The sequence below is a fragment of the Haloglomus halophilum genome (assembly GCF_024298885.1).
Taxonomy (GTDB): domain Archaea; phylum Halobacteriota; class Halobacteria; order Halobacteriales; family Haloarculaceae; genus Haloglomus; species Haloglomus halophilum.
In genome coordinates this window covers 478,673-498,279 of the sequence record NZ_CP101166.1, presented here as the reverse complement: position 1 = coordinate 498,279, position 19,607 = coordinate 478,673, and the positions used below count along the sequence as shown (strand labels likewise).

Below are 19,607 nucleotides of genomic sequence, written 5' to 3'. Positions count from 1 at the left end.
AAGCGTTCCGTGGGACGAATCGTCAGGTTCCTGTCGGCCGGTGGTCGACTGCAGATATGAGCGAGACCGACGATACGACGGCCGAGCGTGCGCCCAGCGACGAACCACCCACGGACCCGGATGTCATCGTCGTCGGCGGTGGCGTTTCCGGGCTGATGGCAGCGACCTTCACGGCGCGTGCCGGGCTGGAGACGCTCGTGATTGATGACGGCGAGTCCATCCTCCGACGGAACGCGCACCTCGAGAACGTCCCCGGCTTCCCGGCCGGCGTGAACGCGCGCCTGTTCCTCGACCTGCTCGCCGAGCAGGCGGGGGCGAACGGGGCGGCGTTCCTCGAGGGGCGCGTGACGGACATCGACCCGGACGAGGACGCACACGCCGTCAGAGTCGAGCGGACGGACGACGAGACGGTCCTGACGGCGCCGTTCGTCGTGGCATCGTCCTGGAGCGACGCCTCGTATCTCGAGGACAGTGGCGTCGCCCTCCTCGACCGCGGGTCGAAGACCTACGTCGACACGGACGACGACTGCGGCCGGACGGCCGTGGAGGGGCTGTACGCGGCCGGGCGACTGGCGACGAAGGCCCACCAGACCGCCGTCTGCGCCGGTCACGGCGCGGAGGTCGGCCTCGCAGTCGTCGAGGACAGCGAGGTGCCCTTCTACCACGACTGGGTCGTCCCGGAGGGGTACTTCACCGAGCGCGACCGCGACGTGCCGCCGGGCTGCGAGGAGGTCCCCGCCGAGGAGCGCGAGCGCCGCGAGCAGGCGTCCATCGAGCGGATGCGGGAGGCGTTCGCCGAGCCCCACCCCGACGAGCCGACGATGCACCCGAGCGTGGTCGCGAAGCGAGCGCGGGAGGCAGGAACGGAGGGGGAGGGCGACGAGTAGCGGGGCGGCGGGACGCGGAGGCTTCAGTAGCCGGTCAGGCCACGCGTGAAGGCGGCGTAGCCGAGGAGGAGGAAGATGAGCCCCAGCGTGACGCCGAGCGCGACCATCAGGTCGCCGCCGGTGCCGCAGGCGCCCGTGGTGAGCGAGCCGACGAGGCAGCCGCGCTCGCCCAGTACCGGTGCCGCCGCGAGCATGACCAGCCCGAGCAGGGCGAGGGCCGGCCCGGTGACGACGTTCGCCTGGCGCATACTTGACCGGGCGTTCAGCAGGTGGTTATATCTTTCGTCGGCTGGCCCCGCACGCGTCGTGCGGGGGACTCAATACCCCCAGGCATCAACGGCGGGCTATGCTGGAGGGTGTGAACGTCGCGCTGGGGGTGTCGGGCTCCATCGCGGCGGTGAAGACGGTCGAGCTGGCACACGAGCTGCGACGCCACGGGGCCGAGGTGCGTGCGGTCACCACCGACGCCGCGACGGGCATCATCCACCCGTGGGCACTGGAGTTCGCCACCGAGAACGACGTGGTCACGGAGATCACGGGCGCCGTCGAGCACGTCGAGCTCTGCGGGCGTGACGGCTGGGCGGACGTGTTCCTCGTGGCCCCGGCCACCGCCAACACCGTCGGCAAGATGGCCGCCGCGGTCGACGACACGCCCGTCACGACCTGCGCGACGGTGGCGCTCGGCACGGATATCCCCGTGGTGGTCGCGCCGGCGATGCACGAGCCGATGTACGACCATCCGGGTGTCCTGGCGTCGCTCGACCGCCTCGAGGAGTGGGGTGTCGATTTCGTCGACCCGCGGCTGGAGGAGGGGAAGGCGAAGATCGCCGCCGAGGACGACATCGTGACCGAGGTCGCTCGCGCGGCGGGGTCGACGCCGCTGGCCGGCCGGCACGTCGTCGTCACGAGCGGCGCGACGAGCGAGCGCATCGACCCCGTCAGAACCATCACCAACCGTGCCTCCGGGCGGACCGGCCGCGCCGTCGCGCGGGCGTGCTACGTCCTCGGGGCGGACGTGACGCTGGTCCACGACGGCCCGGATACGACGTACGCGGCCGTCGAGCAGGTCGAGAGTGCCGCCGAGATGCTCGACGGCGTACGCGCCCACGCCGACGACGCGGACGCACTGGTGAGCGCGGCCGCAATCTCCGACTACACGGTCGCGCCGAGCGAGGAGAAGCTCCGCTCGGGTCAGGAGCTGACGCTCGAACTGGAGCCGACACCGAAGCTCATCGACACCGTCGGCGAGGAGTATCCGGACCTCACGGTCGTCGGCTTCAAACTGGAGACGAGCGGCGACGACGACGAACTCGTCGCGAGGGCGCGCGAGACCCTCGACCGGGCGGGGCTGGCGTTCGTCGTCGGGAACGACGCCTCCGTCCTGGGAGACGCCGAGACCCGGACGCTGTTCGTCCGCGGTTCGAGCATCACGGAGTTCGTGGGAAGCAAGGACGCACTCGGCATCCGGGTGGCGGAGGAACTCGCCGCCGAACTCGACGACCCCGACGACGGCTAGCGTGTGCCCGGTGGCTGCGGGAGCGACCAGGCTCCCCGGCCCTATTGAATGCCCGGTCAAAACCGGCAAAAAGAACTACTTGCTGAACACTCGTTCAACAGGTATGTCTCCGCTTCCCGATTGGGGGTCGATGAGCAGGTATCTCCTGCCGGCCGTCGTCGCGGCGGGGACGGCACTGGTCCCGCTGACGGTCGGCTTCGTGGTAGGGTACCGGACGACGGGTCGGATGAGCGACCGCCTCCGGGCAGGCGCCCGGGCCGGTGGGGTCCTGACCGTGCTCGCCACGCTCGTGGTGGGTGGATCGGGGCTGTCCCTGGTGTGGGGTTCACCCGGCTACGACATGACGACGCTACTGACGCTCATCCCGACGGTGGGCATCGTCTGGATTCTCCTGGCCGGCCTGTACGCGGTCAGCGTCTCGGTCATCGGGAGCGTCGTCGGGGGGTACGTCCGGACACGCTCCCGGTACACCACGGCCTGAGTCCTTCGCCGGGACGCGAACGCTTACTCGCCGGCCGGTCGACGGCTCGACAATGCTCGAGGGAACGACGGCGCTCGTGACGGGTGCCTCGCAGGGAATCGGTCGGGAGATAGCCACGACGTTCGGGAGCCACGGCGCCAACGTCGTCTGTGCGGCCCGCAGCGGGGACGCCATCGACGAGACCGCCGACATGGTCGCGGACGCGGGCGGAGCAGCCGTCGCGGTCGAGACGGACGTGACCGACGAGGACGACGTGGCCGCGGTCGTCGAGGCGACCGTCGAGGAGTTCGGCGGACTGGACTGCCTCGTCAACAACGCCGGTATCGGTGGCCCGGTGGAGCCGGTCCACCGCATCGACGCCGACGACTTCCGGCACACGCAGGAGGTGAACGTGGTCGGGCCGTTCCTCTGTGCGAAACACGCGGAGGAGCCCCTCCGGGAGTCCGAGCGAGGGAGCGTCGTCAACATCGGCTCCGTCGGCGGCAAACGCCCGTACGTCAACCGGCTCCCGTACGCGGCCTCGAAGATGGCGCTCGTCGGGATGACGCGGACGCTGGCCTACGAGCTAGGCCGGGACGGCGTCACCGTCAACACGGTCCTGCCGGGGCCGGTCGAGGGACCACGCATCGAGGATGTCGTCGCGAAACAGGCCGAACTCGCTGACGTCGAGCGCGCCGAACCGGCCACCATGGGTCCCGACGACTTCGCACTCCCCGACTACATGACCGACGCCGAGGAGGTCGCCGAGCAGGTGGCGTACCTCGCCAGCGAGCGCGGTCGACATATCACGGCACAGGAGATCGGCATCGACGCCGGGATGACCTGGTACTGAGAGCGTGAGGGGAGAGCGTGGCCCTGGTGCTCAGTCGTCAGCCGGTTCGGTCCCGTCGGACTCGGTGGGGTCGTCGACATCGTCGCTCGCACCCGGCCAGGTCACGTCGCCGGCGAAGTCGACACCCATCCGCTGGGCGGCCCGACTGATCATATGCGACCCCGTCGGGGCGGTGACGAACAGGAAGACGATGCCGACCAGCGAGACGAGTCCGGCCCCACGCGGCCCGAAGTAGGCCGTGTTGGCCAGCAGGATGGACGCGGCGCCGATGGTGGTCGCCTTGCTGGTCGCGTGCATCCGGTTGTAGATGTCCGGGAGCCGGACGAGGCCGACGGTCCCCACGATGAGGAAGAAGGCCCCGAGCGCGACGAGCGCGACGACGACAGCCCCTCTGATGGGGCCGACCGCCGGGGGCCCACCGCTCTCCGAGACGAGCACGACGGGGTCGAGCATGTGGGCGAGCGCGGTCGGCGCGGTGGTGGTGTCGAACATGGTCACTCGATGATGTCCCCCTCGGTCACGTAGCGCGCGACGGTGATGGTGCTGATGAAGCCGATGATGGCGAGCACGAGCGCCACGTCGGCGAAGAGGCCCCGGGCGGAGAACATCGCGTACAGCGCGGCGATGGCGACCACGTTCGTCCCGATGACGTCCAGCGCCACGACGCGGTCCGGCGTCGTCGGGCCGACGATGACCCGGTAGCCCGCGACCAGCGTGATGGCCGCCGAGAGGACGAGCGCCGCCAGCAGAACGGGGTCGAGGAACGCGGCCTCACTGGCCATCGGAGTCACCTCCGCTCGCCGCCGGTCCGGGCGTGCCGCCGTCGGCCGACGGCTGTCCGGGTTCGGGACCGGGAACCGGCGTCGAGGGGTCGCGCCCCTCGAAGATGACCAGCGCGTAGTCCTCCCAGGTCCGGATGGGGGCGACGACGGATGCCTGGTCCTGACAGTTGATGGCGTGCACGTACAGCGTGTTGGTCTCGGCGTCGTGGTCCATGGTGAGCGTGCCGGGGGTGAGCGTGATGGAGTTCGCGATGGTGGTGATGGCGGCGTCGGACTCGACGCGGAGCGGCACTGCGATGACGTCGGGTTCGATGGGCATCGACGGCGCGAGGACCCGGTAGGCCACGTCGATGTTCGCCGTCAGCAGCTCCCGGATGAAGACCGCGACGTACCGAACGGCGTAGGGGACGACCCGGAGCGAGGGGCGGACGGCGAACTCGTCCGCGTAGAACGCCCGGAGCGCGAACGCCGTCGGAACCCCCACGAGCAGGCCGATGATGAACTCCTCGGCGATGATGACCAGGCCGCCCGGGAGCGGCGTCGGGTCGACACCGCGGACGAACAGCCACAGGACCGCCAGCGCGACGGCGTTCGCGAGCCAGCGACGGGTCACTGACCGCCACCTCCGAACAGGGCACGGAGCGTCTCGATATCGTGGCCACCGCCACTGCCGCCGCCGTCGCCGGCGAGGGCCTCGCCCGCGGTCGTCGGGTCGACGGCGTCGACGTAGGCGCCCGTGTCGAGGGCGGCGCTCGCGGCCTGTGTGGTGGCCGTGTAGAGCGGGTCGAAGCCGATCCCGAGCGCCACCAGCAGGACCGCCAGCGCCAGCGTGCAGGTCACGAGGACGGGGTCGGCGATGCTCGCAGCAGCCGACACGTCGTCACCGTGGTCGTCGTCGTTGTCGCCCGCCTGCCCGCCGTCCGCCAGCGCGGTGTCCTCTGAATCCCTGCTCGACCCGGCCAGCGCGGCGACCGCCGCGGCACGGACCCGGGGACCGGGGTCGCCCCAGAAGGCGCGGTTCCACGCGCGGGTCACGTATGCGATGGTGAGGACCGCGCCGACGAGTGCGACCGCCAGCGCGAGCGGTGCCCCGGCACGGACGGCCGTGTCGAAGACGAGGAGCTTCGCGAAGAAGCCCGTCAGCGGCGGGATACCGACCAGCGAGAGCGCGCCGATGAGGAAGGCACCCGACAGGACCGGCGCCGCCTCCGCCAGGCCGCCGAGGTCGGACAGCCGCGTGGAGCCGACCGCGTCCTCGACGGCGCCGACGGCCATGAACAGCAGTCCCTTCGCCAGCCCGTGGTTGATACTGTAGACGAGCGCGGCCGCGATGCCGAGGGTACGGACCGCCGGGTCGGTCGCGGTCGCCGCCACCGCGAGCGGGAGCATGATGAAGCCGACCTGCCCGATGGAGGAGTACGCCAGCAGGCCTTCCATGTCGGGCTGGTCGATGGCGCCGATGCCGCCGAGGACGGTGCTGGCGGCCGCCATGAGGAAGAGGATGGGGCCGAAGAAGGCGAGGAAGCCCAGCTCCGGCCCCCCCTCGATGCCGGGGAGCGAGACGGCCAGCGGCGCGGCCGCGAAGACCGTGAAGTAGAGCCGGATGACGGCGTAGACGCCGACCTTCTTCACCACGCCGGCGAGCATCGCCGTCGCCGGTGCCGGTGCGGCCCGATAGGCGTCGGGCACCCAGAACTGGAACGGGACGACCCCTGCCTTCAGGAGGAAGACGACGAGCAGGACCGCCGAGAGCCCGAGGACGGGCGCCGGGTCGATGCCGTACGCGGCGGGCTCGGCGAGCCGGCGGGCCATGTCGGCCATGTTGAGCGTCCCGGTCGTGGCGTAGAGGCCGCCGATGGCCAGGAGCATGACCGCGCTCCCGAGCAGGTTGAGGACGGCGTACTGGAGCGCGGCGCGGGTGCTGTCGGGGCCGCTGTAGAACGCCACCAGCACGTACGAGGACATCAGCATCACCTCGAACCAGACGAACAGGTTGAAGATGTCGCCGGTGAGGAACGCGCCCGTGATGCCGACGACCATGAAGTGATACAGCGCGTGGTAGGAGAGGCGCTGGCCCTCGCGGTCGATGGCACGGACGCTGTAGACGGTGGCGACGAGCGAGACGACCGCCGCGAGCGCGAGCAACAGCACGGACAGCGGGTCCGCGACGAGCGTGATGCCGAACGGGGCGTCCCAGTTCGACACCTGGTAGACGAGGCGGTTGTCCGGGTCGAGCCGGACCGCCCGGAACAGCGCGGCGACGCCGACGACGTAGGCCACGGCGCCCGCGACCGAGAGCGTCCGCTGGACCTGCGGACTCCAGCGCGTCAGGAGCGCGAGGATGGCCGTCACGAGCGCGGCCAGCAGCGGCGCGATGACGACCTGTGCCGGCGCCATCAGTGGTCACCCCCGTCGGCGGGGTCGTCCCCGCGATCCGATTCGGGCCGCCCGCCGTCCGCCCGTGCCTCGGCGGCAGCCGCCTGCGGCCCCTCGAAGGGGTTCGAGGCGAGTTCCTCGAGGTCGATGGTGCCGTTCTCCTCGTAGACGCGGAAGGTGAGCACGAGCGCGAACGCGGTCGTCCCGAAGCCGATGACGATGGCCGTCAGGACCAGGGCCTGCACCAGCGGGTCGGCGAACGGTGCCTCGGCCCCGCCCGTCAGAATCGGCGCGTCGGCACCCTCGGCGCCCGTGAGACCGAAGCCCATCGTGACGAGGTAGAGGTTCGCCGCCTGCGAGATGATGGTCACGCCCCAGACGACCCGGACCACGTCCCGCCGGAGGACGAGGAACGTCCCGAGCGCGAACAGCAGGCCCAGCGCGAGCGCGAGGACGACCTCCGCCATCAGGCCGTCACCCCCGTCGATTCGCCGCGGATGTCAGATATTTTCAGAATATCCCGACGATATTTCAGATGGCGCCGAAGCTCGGTCGTAACGGTGTAGGTTTCGAGATTCATCATTCCTTGCCCACCACCGCGAGGATCGTCAGGAGCGACCCGACGACGACGAAGTAGACGCCGAGGTCGAACGCCAGCGCGGAGGCGTACTCCAGCGTGCCGTACAGAGGGACGCCCTCGAGGAAGACGACCGCCTGCGTCAGGAACGGCACCTCGAAGAACATCGCGGCGACCCCCGAGGCGACCGCCAGCGCGAGGCCGACGGCGAACGTCCGCTCGTACGACTCCGTCGGCCCCGAGAGGAGTCCGTACCCCTCCGAGCGCGTGACGAGGTCGCGCCGGACCGTCTCGATGCCGTAGATGACGTACATCAGGACGAACGCCGTCGCCGTCAGGACGCCCGCGATGAACCCGCCGCCCGGCAGGTTGTGACCCTGGATGAGGAGGGCGACAGCGGTGACGGCGATGATGGGGACGACCGTCCTGGTGACCGTCTTCGCGATGACGGTCGGCTCGCGCTCCTGGCTCATCGGGCGTCACCTCCGTTCCGGTCCCCGGCCGACGACCCGTCAGGGGTGCCGCCGTCCGCAACGGCAGCGCCCTCCTCCCCCTCGGTCACCTCGGGATTCTCGACACCCGCGTCCGTCTGGGCACGCATCCCGATGAGCGTCAGCACCGAGAGCGCGGCCATCGCCACGACGGATATCTCACCGAGCGTGTCGAACGCCCGGAAGTCGACGAGGATGACGTTGACGACGTTGCTCCCGCCGCCGTAGTCGGCGAAGACGGGGCCGTGCTCGGCGGGCACGCCTGCGCGGGCGAGGAAGTACTCGAAGATGGGGCCGTCGGGCTGTGCGCTCGTCGCGATGATGACCGTCGCGAAGACCGTGAAGCCGACGAGTGACGCGAGCGCGGCGTCCGCGACCGTCCGGGCGCGGCTGCGTATCTCCCCGTAGTACGCCGGGAGCTTGTCGAGGACGAGCAGGAAGATGACCAGCACGAGCGTCTCGATGACGAGCTGGGTCAGCGCGAGGTCGGGCGCGTTCGCGAGGATGTAGACGATGGCGACCATGAACCCGAGGATGGAGAGCGTGAGCACGCCCGCGATGTGCGAGGGCGCGCGGGCGACGGCCAGCGCGCCGACGACGGCGACGCCGAGGACGAGCGCGAGCGGTGCCGACGGCAGTGCGCCGACGCCCTCGACGGAGATAGTGCCCGCCGCGGCGTATCCGGCGAGCGTGATGGTCGCGGTCGCGAGGAGCAGCGGGGCAGCGTACGTCCGGAACGCACCGCCGTGGACGGCGATGGCGACCCGGCGGGAGACGCCGTTCGCACCCTCGGTGAGCGAGTCGTAGTACCGGTTCGGGCTCGTGTAGGGCACGGCGCGGGCGCGGCGGACGCCCGCGTGGAGGCGGTCGTAGAACGGGTACGCGACCGCGCCCAGGGCGATTGTCAGGAGGCTCATCCCGAGGTACGGCGTGAAGCTGAACAGCTTCGGAATCGACAGCTTCAGCGAGTGGGCCTCGACGCCGACCGGGACGCTCGCCTCGAACGCCGACTGGACGATGGCGTCGATGGCGACCTGCGGGACGACGCCGGCGACGATAGCGATGCCCGCAAGGAGCGCGGGCGGCGCGAGCATCGAGAGCGGCGGCCGGTGGACGTCGACATCCGCGAGGGCCTCGGGCCGGTCGCCGAAGAACAGCGAGAGGAACTTCAGGGAGTAGAGGAACGTGAACACGCTCCCGAAGACGGCGATGGCGGGGTAGAGCCAGAACCAGCCGCCGTTGGCCGTCGCGACGTAGTAGGTCGTCTCGAAGAGCAGTTCCTTCGACCAGAAGCCGTTGAACGGCGGGACGCCGGCCATCCCCAGCGCGGCGATACCCGTGATGCCCGCCACGATGGGGAGGTCCTTTCGGAGCCCGCCCAGTTCGGATATCTTCCGCGTGTGGGCCTCGTGGGCGACGATTCCCGCGACGAGGAACAGGGTCGCCTTGAAGACGGCGTGGTTGAAGATGTGGAACGCGCCCGTCTCGGCCCCGAGTTCGAGCGCCTCGGCGCCTGCCAGCCCGTAGCCCGCGATGATGAGGCCGAGATGGGAGGCGGTGGAGTACGCGAGCAGTTCCTTGATGTCGGTCGCCCCCACGGCGAGGATAGCCGTGATGGTCATCGAGACGAGCCCGAGCGTCGCGAGCAGGAGCGTCCACTCCGGAACCGCGGGCAGGTCGGGGACGAACAGCGGCCGGAAGCGCCCGACGAGGTAGACACCCGCCTTGACCATCGTCGCGCTGTGGAGGAACGCCGAGACGGGCGTGGGCGCCTCCATCGCGTTCGGGAGCCAGACGTGGAAGGGCGCCTGTGCGGATTTGGTGACCGCGCCCACCGCGACGAGCGCGAGCGCGGGCACGAACAGGCCCGCGGCGCGCAGGGCCTCGCGGACGGCCTCGCCGTTGGCGATGAGCGAGTCCGAGGTCCCGATGAGGACGAAGGTCCGGCCCGCAGCGGTATCACCCGAGGCGAACGCGAGGACGAGAAAACCCGCGAGCATGAACAGGCCGCCCGCGACCGTGATGAGCATCGACTTGCGGGCGGCGTACTGCGAGTCGGCCTCGCGCTGGTGGTGGCCGATGAGGAGGAAGGAGGTGACCGACGTGAGCTCCCAGAAGACGAACAGGGCCAGCAGGTCGGCGGCGAAGGCGACGCCGAGCATCGACCCCATGAACGCGAGCAGCGTGGCGTAGTACTTGACGTGGCCGTGCTCGTGGGCCATGTAGCCATACGAGTAGGTGAAGACGAGGACGCCGACGCCGCTGGCCAGGAAACCGATGAGCAGCGCGAGGCCGTCGACGTACAGCGTGAGGGTGACGCCGAGCGAGGGGATCCAGGGGAGCTGGACCGCGCCGTGGGCGCCGTACTGGGTCGCGAGCAGGCCGAAACTGCCCGCCGCGACCGTGGCCGCGAAGAAGGCGACGCGCTGGCCCAGCACGCGGAACAGCACGGGGACCAGCGGCGCCGCGACGAACGGCAGGGCGAGCGCGGCCACGAGGACGCCGGCGTCCGGTTGCACGGTTGCGAGTCGGGCGCGGGCGGGCAATAAGGGTTGTCGATTGGGCTCCAGCCGGTCGCCACGAACACGGTTCGCCGTCGTGCTGGCGGCGAACCGGTGCCCCGAACACGTATGCCCGCCCCGGTCGTCGTCCCGTCTGGATGGACCGGACCCACGTCGCCGGCGCACTCCTTCTCGCGGCCTGCTTCGGCATCGCACTCGCCGCGGGCCCGTACGGCGCCGATATCCGGTCACTGGCGTCGAGCGACGAGCGAGCGGCGTACGCGACGGGCGGTATGGACGCCACGGTTCTCGACGCCCCGGCGACCGCCCGGCTCGACCGCTACACGGAGAACGGAACCGACCGGTACCGGCTGGTCGTCCCCGACGCGACCGTCGACGTGGCGAACGTCTCCGGGCGGCCGGTACTGACCTACAAGCTCCGCATCGACGGCGTCGGCCACACCCGCGGTACCGCCCACGTCCTGAGCACGGCCCAGGAGGGCTCCTTCCGAGCCGCACTCGAACCCTCCACGCTCGCGGTCGAGCGTATCGAGAACGACAGCTACGCCGCCGACCTCACGCTCGTCGTCCGGAGCGACCGCGGGACTCGACGTATCCACGCGTCGAACGTGACCGTCCGGGTCACCGCCTGAGGCCGGGGCGACGGCCCGAAAGCTTCCGTTAATCCTCTGACAACACCCGATTAAATATATGGTCGGCTCGCAGTGGGTCGATATGGGGGAACACGACCGGCTTGCCCGCCCCGACCGCGGGCAGAGCGAGTCGACGGGGGTCATCCTGATCGTCCTCATCGCGTTCATCCTCGGCACGTCCGTCGCGGCGTTCGCGTTCACGACGTTCCAGCAGGAGAGCGGCACCGCACCGAACGTCGCGTTCGGCTACAACTACGAGGACGTGGACAGTGACAGCGACCGGGAGCTGCAACTCGTCATCGAGTCCGAGAGCGGCGGTATCGAGGACGGCAACGGGTTCGAAGGTGAGCACGTCCACCTCGTCTGCAAGGACGGGGCGAGCTGTAGCGCCGTCCACGAGAAGCCCCTGGATGCCGTCGCAACGGGGGGCGGCGGGGGTGGGCCCGACGGGCGATTCATCGCGGGTGACACCATCGCGCTCGAACCGTCCGAGGTCGGTGACGATACCGAACTCCGCATCCGCTGGGAGGAGCCCAACCCGCAGGGCAAGACCGTCATCGTCGGGGCCTGGCGCGGGCCGGACGCCTGAGTGTTGAACCGTCGGGCCGCTTCGTCAAGTTTTCACCATCCGCCGCGCAACCCGCGACATGGACCGGCTTCGTCAGTCCCTGCTGGATGCGCCGATAATCGAGAAGGATGGCTACCACTACTTCGTCCATCCCATCAGCGACGGGGTCCCGATGCTCCGTCCGGAACTCCTCCGGGAGATCGTCATCAGCATCATCCGGAAGGCCGACCTCGATGTGGACAAGATCGTCACGCCCGCCGCGATGGGCATCCACATCTCCACGGCCGTCTCCCTGATGACCGACATCCCGCTGGTCGTCGTCCGCAAGCGCCAGTACGGGCTGGAGGGCGAGGTGGCGCTCTCGCAGGTCACCGGCTACTCCGAGTCGGAGATGTACATCAACGACGTGGAGCCGGGCGACCGCGTGCTCGTGCTGGACGACGTGCTCTCGACCGGCGGCACCCTCACGGCCATCACCGGCGCACTCGACGAGGTCGGCGCCGAGATCGCCGACGTGGTCGCGGTCATCAAGAAGGTCGGCGGCGAGAACAAGCTCGAGGAGACCGAGCACGACGCCAAGACGCTCATCAACGTCGATGTCGTGGACGGCGAGGTCGTCATCGTCGACGAGAACGGCGACGGCTGAGCCACACAGCAAGAACGAGCCCGAGTGTTGGATTCCGGGCGCGCAGACCGCAACCAGATTCTATCGAGCAGTCGAACGGGGGGTCCGGCAGGCTATTGTCCGAAGCGCCGGCGAATCACATCTCACGGGGCTGTATTCGGTCGATCCGAACTCGAATATCCCGGTACACCTGCGGCGTCCCCCGCAGCATAGACGCTGTGTCGGAATGTGGTGGACATGGTGCCTCGACTGACCTGCCAGTCGGCTACAACCGCTCACGCGCGAATCGCTACAGCGCCGGGACAGCGCAGCGCTCGCTCGAGTTCGCGGAAGATTGGGCCACACTCGGTAATCGACTATCGCAGCCGATTTGCAGGCTGCGTTCGCCGGCAAATCGCCACTGTTCGCCGGGCGAATCGCCGGATTCGGGAATCGACGTTCGAGCCAGTGCAAGGGTACGAACACCTATTCGCCAGTCAGAGATGTTCTGACCCGCGATTATCCGGGAATACGGGATGCGTACGGGTTCCCCCAGAGAGACCGTCGTACTGAGGAATCTATCCAGCGAGAGCGCCGTGTTCGGGCGATATCGAGAATCGGAACTTTCCCAATCGACTGGTCGCATGCCTGATATCCAGCGAGATAGCGAGCAAGACTGTGATATTCGTCCGGTTCGCTCGTGCAGCATCACTCAGATTCGGGCTGATCTGATAGAATCACACCACACAGGCGATGAGGACACGTACATCTGCGGATTTGGCGCTTCTGTAGGCCAGTCTCAGACCCCTCACTGCGGAGACTTCGACGTGTTTCTCCCGCGAGAGCCCGTCACACGAGCCTGTTCGGTAAAGTTGGACTGGTAGAACGTACTCGGCGTCATCCTGCTCGGAGCAGGGGCCCAGAGGAGTGCCCTCTGACGAGGAGGCGCTACACCGGGGGTGAATAGCGGGAGGAAGATACCAGTTGCTCGTTACTTGTCCGTGGACGTCACCTGGGAACGAACGTCCCGTTCGCGGTGACAATCCCGGACTTCAGGGCACACTGGCGGGTGCCCGTCCGCCGTGACGACTGAGGGCCACGACGGACGTGCCTGAGCGCGATGTTCTTCGCCGCGTTGTAGTCGGCATTCGCCTCCGACCCGCAGGCGACACACCTGAAGTGGTCCCTACTCGGCCGGTTGCTGTCGGCAACGTGGCCACAGTCCGAACAGGCCTTCGACGTATTCCGAGGTTCGACGGAGACGACCTCGATGTCTGAGGCTTCGGCCTTGTAGCGGAGATATTCCCGAAGCCGCCGGAAGGCCCAGCGGTGGAACCAGGTCGCCTCGGGCAGCTCGTCGTGGATGCCGGTCAACTCCTCGACAGCGATGACCGAGCAATCGTGCGAGAGGGCTTCCTCCACGATTCCGTTCGCGATCTCGTGGAGCCGCTGTCGATGTCGCCGCACCTCACGGCCCGCCACCTGTTGCAGCGTCCGATGTGCGCTCCGTGTTCCCGTCTGCTGCAACGAGGCCCGGCGTTGCTCGAACTGCCGCTGTTCATGGGCTAGCTCCCGGCCGCTGAAGAACCGCGCCGTGCTGGTGACCGCGATGTTCTCGATTCCGAAGTCGACCCCGAGAACCGTTCCGTCCTCGGCAGTCGTGGCTTCAGTGGGCCGCCGGAATCCGAGATGCAGGTAGAACTCCCCATCACGGATGGTGAGCGAACTCTCGGTCACGGACCAACGGTCATCCTCCAGATACTGGTACTGGTAGCCGTCTTCGTCCTCAGGGAGTGCGAGTTCCGGCCGGACGCGACTCTCGACGGTCGTGAGTGACACCGTTCCGTCATCGAACAGCGTCATCGTCCGGTCGTCGTAGGGGATAGTGGGGCTCGTGAACTCGGGTTTCGAGGCGCTCTGCCCCTCGTCCCAGCTATCACGGACTCCAGCGATAGCCTCGGCTGCCCGGTGCGTGGCCAGAATCGCGTGTTGGCTCTTTAGCGCGGTGGCGTCTCGAACGTCATCGTAGGCGAGCGACTGAAGACGCTGTTTCTCGGTGACGCCCGGGAATCCCCGCTCGACCGCGAGTTGACATCCGTCCCGGAACTCGTCGATGGTCCGTTCCAGCAGCCGACGGTCTGATGTATCTACCCGGAGCCGCGTAATCGCCGTCCGGTAGCAGTACTCGGCGGCCACGAGGCGGAATGCTGCGGAATGACTTTTAAAATTCAGGTGTTGGAGGTTGTACAAGATATATCGAGAGTTGAGACTGAGAGTTCCGGATAATCTGTGAAAATAGTTGATAAGTCTCGAATAGCGGGAAGTGGATTTGAACCACCGATCTCCGGGTTATGAGCCCGGCGGAATCTCCTGGCTATCCCATCCCGCTACCAACTCGTAGCGCGGAACCCCGGTTAAGGGTTGTGCTATCGCCGTCGGAGTGAAAGGAACTCACACAGGGCGGCGGTACGAGTGGCCACCGGACTCACGCATCCATCTCGTGGACCCGCCACGTCACGAGACTCTCCGCGACGTAGTTGATGGTGAGCCCGACACCGATACCGATGGCGTTGGCGAGCGTCGGCCAGACGTCGCCGCCGGCGACGACGAGGGTCACGTCGGTCCAGGACGTGAGCACGAACAGCGTGGCGAACGCGACGGCCAGGCCGACCGACCGCACGAGATGCGACTTCACCCAGCGGCGGACGAGCGCGACCGGCCCGGCGCCCCCGTGGTCGGCGAAGGTCCAGTTGTCGTTCAGCAGGAACATCAGCGTGATGGAGGCCTCAGCGCCGACGGCCTTCGCGACGAGCGGCTGTCCCGCGAGCACCGCCTCGACGACGAAGCCGCCGGTGAGCAGGGCGACAATGACCGTCTCCAGCGAGGCGCCGGCGACGCCGACGGAGACGAACTGTCCGATGCGCCCGGCCGAGGCGAGCGCACGCAGGCGGGCACGTAGGAGGTCGGCGACGCTCACGGTTCCTCCCGGTCGACGAGGGCGGTCTCGTCCGCGCGCTGGCGGGCGATGGCGTCGTGCAGGCGGCTGTCCTGCAGGCGCTTGGCACGGTGGCGGGCGACGAACAGGGCGGCCCCGAGCGAGATGGCGGTGTCGACGGGGTCGACGGTCGACCCGGGCTGGTCCTCCCACTCGATGGGGACCTCCAGCACTCGCAGGCCGAGTGCGCCGGCCATCGCGATGAGTTCGACGTCCCAGGCGAAGCCGGCCTCGTACAGGTGCGGGCGGACGCGTTCCCAGGCGTCGGCCGAGATGGCCTTCGCGCCACACTGGTAGTCGTAGCAGTCGGCGTCGAGCAGGCGGCGCGCGAGCCAGGCGAAGCCGTCACCGAGGCGGCGTCGCGCGAGGGTCTGGTGGCCCACGACCTCGGAGTCCGGGTGGCGGCGCGACCCGACCGCGAGGTCGGTGCGGCCGTCGAGTACCGGCCCCACGACGGTGGCGAGGCTCTCGGGTGGGGTGGAGCCGTCGGCATCGGCGAACGCGAGCACGTCCACCTCGTCCGCGAGGGCCTCGAAGCCGGCCGTGACCGCGGCGCCCTTGCCGCGGCGCTCGCGGGCGACCGAGACGCCCACGTCGGGGAGGTGCTCGCGGAGGGTGTCGGCGGTACCGGCTGCGGGTGCGTCGAGTTCGATACGGAGGGCGGCGGGGTCGAGCGCCGTGCGGCAGGCTCGGACGTACGCGGTGAGTCGGTCGACATCCGGCTGGTAGGCCGGCACGACGAGTCCCAGCGACCGGTCAGCCATCGCCAACGGGTCGGAAGCGGGGGAGCAAAAGCCGTTCGACTACGGTCACGTGCCGTCGAGTGGCTCGACGACCGCCGAGAGACCGCAGAACGCCAGCGGCGCCGCCGCGTCCGGGCCGTCCTCGAGGACGCGCGAGGCGGCGGTGTCGACGGAGTCGCGTCGCGCGGCGAGCTCGGCTGCGGAGGGCGAGACGCTCGCGTGGCCCGTCCGGCTGGTGGTGCCGCCGCCGTCGGGGACCTGGCCGGAACCGTCGTCCGGGTCCGAGAAGCCGAACGAGGCATCCGTCGCGTCCGGCGTCCCGGAGTCGAGCCCGTCGTCCTGCTCGTCGGCGGCGACCCAGTCGGCCGACCCGCCCACGTCGCCGGACGGGGGCTCGTCACCGCTCGCGACGGCGACGGCCGAGGCGACGCCGAAGTGGGCGTCGGCGGTCGCGTCGAGTTCGACGGTCCGTCGGATGAGTTCGACCGCCGGGTCCGCCTCGGGCGCCTCGGTACTGTGACAGGTCACACTCGGGCGCGCGCCGGGGGGTTTCGGCACGACGAGGACCGTCCGGCCGGCGATGTCGGCCTCGCCCGTGCGCTCGGTTCGGGTTCCCGACGTCCGCCGGTCGACGACCAGCACGTCGGCCCGCTTCGCCGCCGCGACCGCTGCCCGGGAGACCTCGCTGGGGAGCCGATCGACTAGCCGCTCGGGGCCACTCGCCGTGACGGCGAGCCCCGGGGTCGAACCGGATGTCCACGCACCACCGGTTGCCATGCCCCAGGCGAAGGGCCGGACCACCATAACCGGTCGCACTAGTTCTCACCGTTCTGAACCGTTCACCGGCCAATAGTGGCCCGTTAAAACCTCGAGAACGGTGGGAAAGACGTATGTTCGACGCCACCCGTCCCTCGGTCGAATGGAGTACCTGCTGGTCGCCGTCTGGCTGGTGACGTATCTGGCGCTGGGGCTGGCGGCGCTGCCGGCGGCCGCCTGGCTGTTCCCACGGTTCGCCGACCGGGGAGCCGCCTTCGCCCTGCCGCTCGCGCTCGCGGTACTCGGTATCGTCGGCTACCTGGTCGGGCAGGTCGCCTTCGGCTGGCCGGCCCTCATCGCCGGGCTTCTCGCCCTCGTCGGCGCCTCCTATCTCGCCGGGGACGTGGAGATCGACCGTGGCGGGGCCATCGAGGCCGCGGCCGTGTTCGCCGTCGGCTTCCTGTTCGTCGTCGCCGTTCGCGCGTTCGACCCCGCCGTCCATCCCATCGGCGGCGAGAAGTTCCTCGACTTCGGCCTCCTCAAGTCGCTCCTGCGGACGGGCGCCGGGATGGGCACGCTCGCGCCCGAGGACATGTGGTTCGCGAACGAGCCGGTCCAGTACTACTACGGCGGTCACATGCTCGCGGCCCTGCTGACGATGCTCACCAGCACGGCCGCGCGGTTCGCCTACAACCTCGCGCTCGCGGGCTTCTTCGGCGCGCTCGTCGTCTCGGCGTGGGGCATCGCGAGCAACGTCGCCGCGGTCTACGGGGCCCCCCGCCGCTTCGCCGGCGCGCTGGGCGCGTTCTTCGCCGGCATCGCCGCGAACCTGCAGACGGCTGCCCTCGCTGTGCTCTGGTTGCTCCCCGACGGCATCGCTTCGGGTATCGTCGCCGCCGCCGGCCTCCCGTCCGAGCTCACGGCCTGGACGCCCGCCGACTTCTCCTACTGGTCGGCCTCCCGTGTCATCCCGGGCACCATCAACGAGTTCCCCCTGTTCGCGTGGCTGAACGGCGACCTCCACGCACACATGATGAGCACGCCGTTCACGCTGCTGCTGGCGGCCATCCTCTTTGCCTACTGGCGGACGCCGGAGGCGGACCTGACCCGCCGCCGGCTCCTCGTCTTCGGTCTCGTTCCGCCGCTGGCGGGCTTCATCGCCGTCGTCAACACGTGGTCGTTCCCGACGGCGGCCGGGCTCACCTTCCTCACGCTGGCGTTCGCACCCACGCGCCCGTCGACGCTCCTCCCCGACCGGGTCCGCGGGCGGCTCCCGGACCTCGCACGGGCGGATGGCGGGGTCGCGGCGGGCACCGGGACCGACCCCGCCGAGTCCGACGACGCGCCCACCGACGTCGGCCTCGGCGACCGCCTCCGCGAGGAGGCGCTGCGCTCGGGGCTCGCGCTCGGCCTCGCAGCCGGGATGCTCGTCGTCGGAGTGCTCTGGGCACTCCCGTTCTGGCTGGGGACCGCCAGCGGCCGGTCCGTCGGCTTCCTCCCCGGCCGGAGTTCGCTGGGCGGCCTCCTGCTCGTCCACGGCGCCTTCGTGCTGGCGTTCGGGGCCTACCTCGGTCGCCGCGTCGGGCGCGATCTCCGGGGCGTCGAGCAGCCGCTCCTGACGGCACTCGTCTCGACGCTGTTCTCGGTCGCGGCCATCTCCGTCCCGCTGTACGTCATCCCGCTCCCCGTCGGCAGCGGGCTGCCGGCCTCGCTGCTCCTGCTCGGTGCGGTGCTCGTCGTCGGGAGCCGGCTCGACCCGTTCGAGGACCTCTCGCTCCCGGTGCTGCTCGCGCCGTATCTCGTCCTGACGGCGTACGCGATGGACTTCGCCGCGCTCGCGCTGTTCGGCCCGCTGCTGGCGGCCGGCTGGGTCCTCCTCCGGCTGGACCGCGACGTGGGCTACGAGACGATGCTCGTCGTCGCCGGTGCCGGCCTCGTCGTCCTCGTCGAGTTCCTCTACGTCATCGAGCGCGCCGGGCCGGAGCGGTTCAACACCGTCTTCAAGACCTACGCGCAGGTGTGGGCGCTCTGGGCGCCCGCGATGGGTGTCGTCCTGACGCGGCTGGCCTTCGCCGGGCGCTGGTCGTTCGACGCGCCGAACGCCGACACCTGGCGCACACTCGGCCGCGGACTCGCCGCAGGGCTCGTCTTCCTCAGCGCCCTGTACGCCGGCTTCGCCGTCCCCGCCCACTTCAACGCGGGCGGCCCGCAGTCGCTCGACGGCAAGGCCTTCGTCGCGGAGTCACACCCGGCCGAGGCCCGCGCCATCGCCTACGTCGACGGGCTGGAGGGCCAGCCGAACATCGTCACCGCGGCGCCAGCGGGCTACCGGTGGAACCCCCAGGCCGGGAAGGGCGCCGCCGCTCCTGCCTCGCTGACCGGGGTCCCGACCGTTGCGGGCTGGTTCCACGAGGTCGGCTATCGCGGGCAGGAGCCGTACCAGAACCGCGTGGACGATGTCGAGACCATCTACACCGGGTCGACACAACAGCAGGTCGAACTGCTGGACGCCTACAACGTCGAGTACATCTACTACGGCCCGGCCGAGCGCAACCGCTACGATGGGACCACCATCGGCGTCCTCCGCCAGCACGAGGCCGTGACCGTGGTCCACCAGTCCGGCGGGAGCAACGGGGTCGCCATCCTCCGGGTCGACCAGTCGAAATTATAGGACTGTAGCGGTTTTTGAGGCCAGTTTCTCGGTTTCACTACGCTCTCAGGACGACGGCAACGACGACCAGTACGAAGCCCTCGCACTCTCGCCCTTCGAGTCCGCTAGGAGACAGATGTTCCACGGGCACCCCGCCCCTGCCCTCCCCCGCGTCGCGCGTGGTTCGCGGGTCCG

The 19,607-nt window shown here is 69.5% G+C and carries 19 protein-coding genes, 1 tRNA gene and 1 pseudogene; 8 read left to right on the top strand and 13 right to left on the bottom strand.

The window, feature by feature from the left end; translation table 11 throughout:
* Window positions 1–56: 56 nt before the first annotated feature.
* The gene (locus NL114_RS02440) at window positions 57–887 is read left to right on the top strand and encodes an FAD-dependent oxidoreductase (RefSeq protein WP_254823216.1); all 831 of its coding nucleotides are present in this window, start codon (window positions 57–59) and stop codon (window positions 885–887) included.
* Window positions 888–910: 23 nt separating this feature from the next.
* Here the strand turns inward: NL114_RS02440 and NL114_RS02435 are convergent, their stop codons facing one another.
* Entirely contained in the window at window positions 911–1,135 is a 225-nt protein-coding gene (locus tag NL114_RS02435) for a hypothetical protein (protein ID WP_254823215.1), read from the bottom strand.
* Window positions 1,136–1,233: 98 nt separating this feature from the next.
* On the opposite strand from NL114_RS02435, the gene coaBC reads away from it, so the two are divergent.
* The 3 genes from coaBC (at window position 1,234) to NL114_RS02420 (ending at window position 3,716) form a co-directional block, all read left to right on the top strand.
* Window positions 1,234–2,403 carry a bifunctional phosphopantothenoylcysteine decarboxylase/phosphopantothenate--cysteine ligase CoaBC gene (gene coaBC, locus NL114_RS02430; protein ID WP_254823214.1) on the top strand — a complete coding sequence of 390 codons (1,170 nt, stop codon included), beginning with the start codon at window positions 1,234–1,236 and terminating at the stop codon, window positions 2,401–2,403.
* A gap of 130 nt (window positions 2,404–2,533) precedes the next feature.
* Window positions 2,534–2,884, top strand: a complete 351-nt coding sequence (locus NL114_RS02425) for a DUF5518 domain-containing protein (protein WP_254823213.1) — start codon at window positions 2,534–2,536, stop codon at window positions 2,882–2,884.
* A 52-nt stretch (window positions 2,885–2,936) separates the two neighbouring features.
* A complete protein-coding gene (locus NL114_RS02420) occupies window positions 2,937–3,716 on the top strand; it encodes an SDR family NAD(P)-dependent oxidoreductase (RefSeq protein WP_254823212.1) in 780 nt (259 codons plus the stop codon).
* A gap of 30 nt (window positions 3,717–3,746) precedes the next feature.
* On the opposite strand, the gene mnhG is transcribed toward NL114_RS02420, so the two are convergent.
* From mnhG to mbhE, 7 genes and pseudogenes are all read right to left on the bottom strand, one after another.
* Window positions 3,747–4,208 carry a monovalent cation/H(+) antiporter subunit G gene (gene mnhG, locus NL114_RS02415; RefSeq protein ID WP_434084104.1) on the bottom strand — a complete coding sequence of 154 codons (462 nt, stop codon included), beginning with the start codon at window positions 4,206–4,208 and terminating at the stop codon, window positions 3,747–3,749.
* A 2-nt stretch (window positions 4,209–4,210) separates the two neighbouring features.
* Window positions 4,211–4,498 carry an MrpF/PhaF family protein gene (locus NL114_RS02410; RefSeq protein ID WP_254823211.1) on the bottom strand — a complete coding sequence of 96 codons (288 nt, stop codon included), beginning with the start codon at window positions 4,496–4,498 and terminating at the stop codon, window positions 4,211–4,213.
* Window positions 4,488–5,111: a Na+/H+ antiporter subunit E gene (locus NL114_RS02405; protein ID WP_254823210.1), complete on the bottom strand. Its 624-nt coding sequence runs from the start codon at window positions 5,109–5,111 to the stop codon at window positions 4,488–4,490. The genes NL114_RS02410 and NL114_RS02405 overlap by 11 nt, the downstream gene beginning before the upstream one ends.
* Entirely contained in the window at window positions 5,108–6,895 is a 1,788-nt protein-coding gene (locus NL114_RS02400) for a complex I subunit 5 family protein (RefSeq protein ID WP_254823209.1), read from the bottom strand. Before NL114_RS02400 ends, NL114_RS02405 begins: the two co-directional genes overlap by 4 nt.
* Window positions 6,896–7,002: 107 nt before the next feature.
* Window positions 7,003–7,341, bottom strand: a pseudogene (locus tag NL114_RS02395) (sodium:proton antiporter); the annotation flags it as partial.
* Window positions 7,342–7,453: 112 nt separating this feature from the next.
* Window positions 7,454–7,924, bottom strand: a complete 471-nt coding sequence (locus NL114_RS02390; protein ID WP_254823208.1) for an MnhB domain-containing protein — start codon at window positions 7,922–7,924, stop codon at window positions 7,454–7,456.
* The gene (gene mbhE / locus NL114_RS02385) at window positions 7,921–10,461 is read right to left on the bottom strand and encodes a hydrogen gas-evolving membrane-bound hydrogenase subunit E (protein WP_254823207.1); all 2,541 of its coding nucleotides are present in this window, start codon (window positions 10,459–10,461) and stop codon (window positions 7,921–7,923) included. Before mbhE ends, NL114_RS02390 begins: the two co-directional genes overlap by 4 nt.
* 140 nt (window positions 10,462–10,601) lie before the next feature.
* Between mbhE and NL114_RS02380 the strand changes: the two genes are divergently transcribed.
* From NL114_RS02380 to hpt, 3 genes are all read left to right on the top strand, one after another.
* A complete protein-coding gene (locus NL114_RS02380; protein WP_254823206.1) occupies window positions 10,602–11,096 on the top strand; it encodes a hypothetical protein in 495 nt (164 codons plus the stop codon).
* Window positions 11,097–11,178: 82 nt separating this feature from the next.
* On the top strand, window positions 11,179–11,685 hold the full coding sequence (locus tag NL114_RS02375; RefSeq protein WP_254823205.1) for a type IV pilin N-terminal domain-containing protein: 507 nt from the start codon (window positions 11,179–11,181) through the stop codon (window positions 11,683–11,685).
* A gap of 58 nt (window positions 11,686–11,743) precedes the next feature.
* Window positions 11,744–12,310 (top strand): hypoxanthine/guanine phosphoribosyltransferase, encoded by a 567-nt coding sequence (gene hpt / locus NL114_RS02370; RefSeq protein WP_254823204.1) that lies wholly within the window; start codon window positions 11,744–11,746, stop codon window positions 12,308–12,310.
* Between the two features lie 966 nt (window positions 12,311–13,276).
* On the opposite strand, the gene NL114_RS02365 is transcribed toward hpt, so the two are convergent.
* The 5 genes from NL114_RS02365 to NL114_RS02345 form a co-directional block, all read right to left on the bottom strand.
* On the bottom strand, window positions 13,277–14,464 hold the full coding sequence (locus NL114_RS02365) for an RNA-guided endonuclease InsQ/TnpB family protein (protein ID WP_254823203.1): 1,188 nt from the start codon (window positions 14,462–14,464) through the stop codon (window positions 13,277–13,279).
* Window positions 14,465–14,582: 118 nt separating this feature from the next.
* A tRNA-Met gene (locus tag NL114_RS02360) sits at window positions 14,583–14,657 on the bottom strand.
* 96 nt (window positions 14,658–14,753) lie between these two features.
* Window positions 14,754–15,245: a GtrA family protein gene (locus NL114_RS02355; RefSeq protein WP_254823202.1), complete on the bottom strand. Its 492-nt coding sequence runs from the start codon at window positions 15,243–15,245 to the stop codon at window positions 14,754–14,756.
* On the bottom strand, window positions 15,242–16,027 hold the full coding sequence (locus NL114_RS02350; RefSeq protein ID WP_254823201.1) for a glycosyltransferase: 786 nt from the start codon (window positions 16,025–16,027) through the stop codon (window positions 15,242–15,244). The genes NL114_RS02355 and NL114_RS02350 overlap by 4 nt, the downstream gene beginning before the upstream one ends.
* A 45-nt stretch (window positions 16,028–16,072) precedes the next feature.
* Window positions 16,073–16,783 (bottom strand): hypothetical protein, encoded by a 711-nt coding sequence (locus NL114_RS02345; protein ID WP_254823200.1) that lies wholly within the window; start codon window positions 16,781–16,783, stop codon window positions 16,073–16,075.
* A 142-nt stretch (window positions 16,784–16,925) separates the two neighbouring features.
* Between NL114_RS02345 and NL114_RS02340 the strand changes: the two genes are divergently transcribed.
* The gene (locus tag NL114_RS02340; RefSeq protein ID WP_254823199.1) at window positions 16,926–19,433 is read left to right on the top strand and encodes a DUF2298 domain-containing protein; all 2,508 of its coding nucleotides are present in this window, start codon (window positions 16,926–16,928) and stop codon (window positions 19,431–19,433) included.
* Window positions 19,434–19,607 lie beyond the last annotated feature (174 nt).